The following is a 7162-nucleotide window of genomic DNA, read 5'->3' on the forward strand; positions in this document are numbered from 1 at the left end:
ATTCGCAACTTAGTATCAGCTTCAAAGCCAGCGCAAAAATCATCCACATCACAAAACAAAGCGTCTAAACTAAACATAGGGCAGGTTTACTGAATTTGTAGTTATTTTCAGCTTACTACCTGTCCCTTTTCTTATCCCGAACTCAGGTTAAATAAATCTAATGATGCTATTAAGCATATGCAAATTATTAATCGTGCTTATCAAACTTTTTTAGAAAGTGGTTCAATACAATTTGGCTGATTGTGAGAAGGACGGTTCACCGCGTGACTAACGGAATAAGTTTCCATTGCTTGCTCATCGTAGGGTTTGAGGAGTGGGGTGAGAATTTCAGGCTGTTTTACCTTGGGGTCTAGCCACTGATCGTAAGCGTCAGGAGACAAAATAACGGGCATTCGATTGTGAATGGGTTTTACTAACTCGTTAGCTTCTGTAGTGATGATTGTGCAAGATGCAATCATTTCACCGTCGGGTGGTTGCCATGTCTCCCATAGTCCCGCAAAGGCAAACGGTTTTTTATCCCTAAGTTGAAAGTAGTAAGGCTGTTTTTGCTTTTCCGTTTTCTGCCATTCATAGAAACCATCAGCGAGGATTAAACAACGACGGTTTTTAAAAGCATTACGAAAAGACGCTTTCTCGCTCAATGTCTCTGCTCTAGCGTTGATTAGTCGATAGCCAATCTTGTCATCTTTTGCCCAACTAGGAATTAATCCCCATCGTAATCCTTTTAATTGTCTCTGACTGCTTTTAGCGTTAAGGGTAATCGCTGCAACCGCTTTTGTCGGAGCAATGTTGTACTGAGGGGTTAGAATTTGCTCATCAATAGCTGATAACTCAAATGAAACAGCAATCTCTTCAGGGGTTTGTCGTAAGGTAAATCGTCCGCACATTAGCTGCTTTTAATAAAATACTGTCCTGAATTAAGTACAATTATACCATACATTTGTTCATTTAATCATAATTTGAATATAGCTTTGAAGTTTGTTATTAAAATCAAGCTTCGATGCTGATAAAATTGGGGGAATCGCCGCGACTCAGTTGGCTATTCTGGCTCTAACAAGTGCTAATTTTAGTGTTATCGCATAATCTAGAAAAGAGGTTGCTTTCATTAGCCAAATTTTAAAACTAATCTTGGAGATAGCACCCTCACAGAATTATACTTCTATTAATCTTCTTTAAGCGGGTCATGTCCCCAATTCATCAGAGAATAACGCCAGCGAGTATGTTCAATATCTCCAGATGGACGCTGTGCCGAATGACGATGAATATAGCTAAGTACCCGCTTCATCTGGGATAAATCATCTTCAGTGTAATCAGCTTTCTTATGTAAAATTTCGATGATGTGCCGTCCCGACTCATGACCAATTGATTCTTCTCCATCCGATTTTTGGCCAACTGATTGAGATTCTTTAGTTTTCAACCAGGAGTCTAATTCTTTTGCACTTATGTTAATTGCTTGCTTAAAGTCTTCAATCACGGTTTTTTCATCAGTCTTACTTTTACTAGACATTGTGCCTATTCCTCCATTTTTTAAAGTCTCAAAATCACAAGCTGCTTTTTTACCTGTTTTCTCAGTTTTAACGAAATATCTTGAATTACATAGGCAAACAGCACTGTTTTAAAGATATTCAATCCTACAGCTAGATTCCTCTATCTTTAGACAAATAATTTTATAACCTCGTTAGTTCTAAACCGTTTGTCACATCTAACTCAAATTACTTTTGATATTTTGGTTAGCAAAGCGAAGAGTGTCAATACACCATACATAATTTCTACAATAAGACAGATAGCTAATTCATACTTTAGGGACAAGTCACCTAAATTAAAACCAAGCAAAGTAAGTATAGTTTACTCACTTACAAATAGATTTAACAAAAAACAGAATATGGTTCAAACTTGGTTATGGATTGGTGTATTTTCAATGATGATCGGTTCTCTAATTTTTGGCTTTGGTGCTGCAAATGCTAGAAATGAGCGATGGAAAATCTTGTATATTCTTAACTTTTTTATCTGTCTTATTGCCTGTGGTCTGTATCTAGCTATGGCTATGGGACAAGGAAAAAATATTATCTATGGTCGTCCTACTTTTTGGATTCGCTACGTTACTTGGTTTATGTCCACACCGCTTTTATTACTCGATCTCGCCTTTTTAGGTAGAAGTAGCGTCGCCGTCACAGGCAGTTTATTAGGAGCAAATGCCTATATGATTTTGTCGGGATTTGCAGCAACTATATCACCAAAACCAATCAATCATGTTTGGTATTGTGTTAGTTGTGGTGCATTTTTAGCGGCGATTTATTTACTCATTCGTCCCTATCGAATTGAAGCCGAGCAAAAACACCCTCGTTCTAAAAAAGTTTTTCGTAAGTTACTAACATTCCATGTTGTCATATGGACTCTTTACCCTATAGTTTGGATACTAGCAAGTACAGGATTTAATATTCTTAGTCAAAGTCAGGAAACGGCAGGTTATACCATTTTGGATATTGTTTCTAAAGTTGGATTTGGCTTTTTATCTTTAAATAGTTTGTATCAGTTAGAACAAATCGCCGAGACACAATCAACTAAAGATTTTGAACCATCAGCTATTTAATCAAGTTGTTTAAAAATTGAGAGTTAAAATAATTTTAAATATGACTGTCAATTTTTAAGACATTGCTATAGTTATAAAATTAGGCTTTTTCTTTCTCGCTTATGACTAAAATATGACTCGATTCAAGTAGACTTAAATAAGAAGATCAATTAACATCCATCGAGAAATCATTGTGGAAAATAAACCACCCCTACCCCCATTTACTAAAGAAACTGCTAAAACAAAAGTACAAATGGCTGAAGATGCTTGGAATACTAAAAATCCTGAAAAAGTCGTCTTAGCTTATACTGAAGACTCTGTTTGGCGCAATCGTTCGGAATTTCTGGTAGGTAGAGAGCAAATTCGTGAATTTCTGATCCGAAAATGGAATAAAGAATTAGATTACCGCTTAAAAAAAGAATTATGGAGCTTTACAAAGCATCGGATTTCTGTCAAATTTGAGTATGAATGGCATGACGATTCGGGTCAATGGTATCGTTCCTATGGTAACGAACAATGGGAATTTGCTGATAATGGATTGATGCGGCGACGAGAAGCTAGTATTAATGATCTGCCAATTCAAGAATCACAGCGAAAGTTCCGCTAATTTTTAGTTTAAGAATAATTTATTCTAAAAAACCATAGGTACAATACATCTATGGATTATTATTTATCTGTAGGATAATGAAATTTAAGTTTTTAAAACAACTTTTTTCAGCGTGCATCAGCTTATCTATTGTTTCGGGAATTACCACAACCGTTCAAGCGGCGGAACAAATTCAACTGATCTATGAAGATTTAGATTTGTCTGTGTCAATTGATTCTTTAGAAACATTTGCTAAAGAAGGGAAAATTACAGGAAATCTAAAGCTTTTTAATCGTTTCTTCAAGCCAGAAGCGATGGAACATTTGCGTAAGTTGCTCTTAGCGAAGTCTTCTTTCAATCAAGTTAATACTTATCAACTCACTCAAACTTCTTTAGTTGAAGATTTGATCAGGCAATTAGGAAAAGTTATTCAAACTGAACCCAACAATAATGGTTTTTATGCAATTCGTGGGGCAGTCGTGACGGCGGCGGGAAACCCCGATGGGTGGACACTATTAGATGTTTTTCGAGCTTTTCCAACTAAAGATATCTATATTAATGGCGAAGCTTTATTACAACTTAAAGATGAATTAGCGATCTATTTTAGCTATCAGCAATCAGCCGTCGCTGCTGTTGCTTCAGAGTCGAAAAAAGAAGCAGCCACTCAGACAACATTAAATCTATCTCAATTACCTGATTTAAAAAAAGCAGGTTCTTATCGTGTTACCAAAAAAACAATTTTAATCTCTAGAGATGCGCTCCGTCAAACCGAAGAAGGATTAGCTTCACAGTATCAATTTAATGCTGATATTTATCTTCCTCAAAATTTGGCAAAACCTGCTCCTGTAATCTTAATTTCTCATGGTTTCGGCTCACTGAAAGAAAATTTTGTTAAATTAGCGCAACATTTAGCATCTTACGGTTTTATTGCGATCATTCCCGAACATATCGGTAGTGATTTACAATATCGCCGAGAATTATTACAAGGAAAGTTAAGTAGTGCCTTAAGTCCCATTGAATATATTGATCGTCCTAGAGATTTGAGCAATGTCATCGATTATTTAGAACAATTAGTAGCGAATGATAAAAGTTGGGCGAAAAGAGTCAATCTACAACAGATTGGCGTGATTGGAGATTCTTTAGGCGCAACAACTGTTCTATCGATCGCAGGTGCCGAATTAAATATACCTCGCCTACAAAAAGTCTGCGATACTAAAGAAATTATTATCAGTGCTGCACTCCTCCTGCAATGTCAAGCAAGATATCTTCCCCCAAGTGAATTTAGTCTTTATGATCCTCGCATTAAAGCAGTCATTGCTGCACATCCGCTTGCTAGTGAAATTTTTGGCCCAGAGGGAATGGCAAAGATTAAAATTCCGATTTTAATTGCTGGAGGAAATCATGATATTGTTACTCCAGTCGCATTAGAGCAAATTCATCCATTTATTTGGCTACAATCTCCCAATCGACATTTATTGATGTATCAACCAGGAGGACATTTTAGTTCTAGTAGTCCTTCTGCTGAGTATACCGCTAAATTTATTCCAGAGTCTTTTGTCGGAACCAATCGAGCAGCTACTAGCGCGTATTTCATGGGTCTGAGTATTGCTTTTATGAACGTCTATCTACGCAATGAGCAAAACTATTTACCCTATTTAAGCGCGGCTTATGGAGAAGCTTCGAGTAATGATCAGTATCGCATTGCTCAGATTCAATCCCTTACACCTCAAGAAATAGAAACAGCCTACGGAAAAAAAGCCCCAATTCTTATCATTCCATCCCCGATTATAGCGACTGCCCCACCCCGCAATAAAACGATTATTGAAGAAATTAAAAGAACTGGAGTCTTAAAAGTTGCTTATCGTAGAGATGCTAATCCATTTGGCTATATCGATAGCCAAGGAGAATGGCAGGGATATTGTTCGGTATTGAGCAATTCTTTAGCAAGCTATCTACAAAAAGAATTCAATTTGAAGCTCACACCACAAGTCGTTACTTTACCTTCTAATTTAGATAATCGCTTTGAGCTAGTGACTGATAATACCGTTCACCTTGAATGTGGCCCGAATACAATTAGGGATGATGTGGCCAAAGTTAGTTTCTCACTTCCTTTTTTTACAGCAGGAACTTATTTTTTAGTTCCCAATAATCAAGCTAATAAAATCGATCCGAATTCATTGTCAGCCAAAACAAAAGTGGGTGTTTTAGCTAACACTACTGCTGAATTATTAGCGAATCAAAAATATCCACAAGCGACAAATGTTACTTTTGCTCAAGAAGACGGGATCGAGAAAGCAATTCAAGCTCTAGAAAATCGTCAGATTGATGTGTTAATTGATGATGGAGTTCTCCTAAGGACGCAAATGCAAGAAAAACCCTCATTAGCGAGTGGATATCAATTGATGCCTCAGATTCCTTTAACTTGTGAGTATTATGGCTTGATTGTACCTAATGATGATCCCCAGTGGCAAAATTTAGTCAATCGCTTTTTAAATAATCAAATCTTAGAACAATTGACAAATCAATACTTTTCTGATGGTGTTAAAAACCATATTTTAGCGACAGCCGATTATTGTCTAAATCTTAAAAATTAAAAAAGTTACTACAGTCCTTAAGTATTCAATTAAGATGAATGTGGTATCAGCATCGCTTTATTTGCAGTCTACTATCGATAGAGGTTCTTCATGATCCGATTAATACTTTTACTTTTAGGAGCCAAGCCGCTCTGTAAGTATTGGAAGGTATTTATCGTCGTCTCAGTTCTTAGCGTGCTGATCAGTGTAGTTTTTATCAAAAATTTGTTCTACAGGGAAATCGTTATTACAACTGATCTAATAGGTGTTTAGTTCATCATTGAGGGTATAGTACGGCTGCTCTCACTGGCACTCATCGGATTTTATAACGCTATACTCTCTGTCATTAAGTCTCTTGGATTTTTTGCCCTGGGTTTTCTTGCGATTCATATTCCCGGGACGACGATATCCTTGCCGCGATTGTGATTAGGGTCGCGTTAGTGGTTGACGGTTTATTTCGGATTAGCTATGCAACGATGGATCAAAATGGAGTGGTTTCTAACGGGACACCCTGCCATATCTGCGCCGCCTAATGTTTATGTCAGCTTTGTACCTGGGGATGATATTGATTATTCGCCTACAGAATTTACTCACCTATCACGAGCGGATGCCGAAAACGATGTGACAGGGCAATTCAAACCCTCACTAGAAGAAGAATCGGCTGAGTGGAAAGAACCCGATCGCAACTTGTTCTTCTATCACTATAATAGTACTGCATTGCGTGCTTTTGTCGATATTTACCGTCGCAATACAGTTTATAATCTCACGCGTCGTAACTGTTCCTCGACTGTCATCCTTTCTTTGGATGCGTCGGTTGAGGGCGTGCTTGGGACTTCCTCAGTTTGGCGGACACTGTTTCGCTTGCTCAGTGATCCTGCTATGTGGTTGTTAGCCATGTGGCGATCGCGTGCCGAAGCGATGACTTGGACACCAGGTTTAGTGCTAGATTATACGCAAACCTTACAACAAGTATTAGAAGGTCATAGTCAATCGTGGTTTGCTCGGTTGTGGGATATCTGGTACGAATATGAAACGCACTAGCGGATGCAGAGTGCAGAGGGACAGCAGACACGCTCAAATCTTCCCGCAATGATATCAATTGTTGCTGCTGCGATGATTTTCGGATTGACCTATGGCTTGAGTGCGCCACTACTAGCACTAAGTTTAACTCAATTAGGTTTTGATATAAAGCATGATTGGTGCGAATGCGTCGATGCAGGCGGTTGGGGCTCTAGTAATTGCACCGTTCCTACCTGGTCTTGCTTGGCGAACTGGCCCCAAACTACCCATATCAATTGCACTGCTGTCGGCTGCAACCATCATGGCCTTATTTCCAATTATGCCCTCTGTGTGGTTATGGTTCCCGTTACGGCTTGCCCTAGGAGCAGCATCAGAAACCCTATTTGTGATGACTGATACTAAGTTGCGAATTAG

The 7162-nt window shown here is 38.2% G+C and carries 7 protein-coding genes; 5 read left to right on the forward strand and 2 right to left on the reverse strand.

Annotation, left to right across the window (positions count from 1 at the left end; genetic code table 11):
- Nucleotides 1–200: 200 nt before the first annotated feature.
- Nucleotides 201–887, reverse strand: coding sequence for an SOS response-associated peptidase (locus tag CFPU101_RS24790; RefSeq protein ID WP_206818500.1), 687 nt, complete (start codon nt 885–887; stop codon nt 201–203).
- Nucleotides 888–1162: 275 nt separating this feature from the next.
- Nucleotides 1163–1507 carry a DUF3140 domain-containing protein gene (locus CFPU101_RS24795; protein ID WP_206818502.1) on the reverse strand — a complete coding sequence of 115 codons (345 nt, stop codon included), beginning with the start codon at nt 1505–1507 and terminating at the stop codon, nt 1163–1165.
- Nucleotides 1508–1882: 375 nt separating this feature from the next.
- Here CFPU101_RS24795 and CFPU101_RS24800 point away from each other — a divergent pair, with 375 nt between their 5' ends.
- From CFPU101_RS24800 to CFPU101_RS24820, 5 genes are all read left to right on the forward strand, one after another.
- Nucleotides 1883–2590 (forward strand): bacteriorhodopsin, encoded by a 708-nt coding sequence (locus tag CFPU101_RS24800; protein WP_206818509.1) that lies wholly within the window; start codon nt 1883–1885, stop codon nt 2588–2590.
- Nucleotides 2591–2762: 172 nt separating this feature from the next.
- Nucleotides 2763–3176 carry a nuclear transport factor 2 family protein gene (locus tag CFPU101_RS24805; protein WP_206818510.1) on the forward strand — a complete coding sequence of 138 codons (414 nt, stop codon included), beginning with the start codon at nt 2763–2765 and terminating at the stop codon, nt 3174–3176.
- Nucleotides 3177–3253: 77 nt separating this feature from the next.
- The gene (locus CFPU101_RS24810; protein ID WP_206818511.1) at nt 3254–5749 is read left to right on the forward strand and encodes an alpha/beta hydrolase; all 2496 of its coding nucleotides are present in this window, start codon (nt 3254–3256) and stop codon (nt 5747–5749) included.
- A 447-nt stretch (nt 5750–6196) separates the two neighbouring features.
- Nucleotides 6197–6769 carry a hypothetical protein gene (locus CFPU101_RS24815; protein ID WP_206818513.1) on the forward strand — a complete coding sequence of 191 codons (573 nt, stop codon included), beginning with the start codon at nt 6197–6199 and terminating at the stop codon, nt 6767–6769.
- 151 nt (nt 6770–6920) lie between these two features.
- A partial coding sequence (locus CFPU101_RS24820; RefSeq protein ID WP_206818514.1) for a hypothetical protein occupies nt 6921–7162 on the forward strand: 242 nt, incomplete at its 3' end.

This window comes from Chroococcus sp. FPU101 (assembly GCF_017312365.1).
In the GTDB taxonomy this organism is placed as follows: Bacteria; Cyanobacteriota; Cyanobacteriia; order Cyanobacteriales; family Microcystaceae; genus Chroococcus.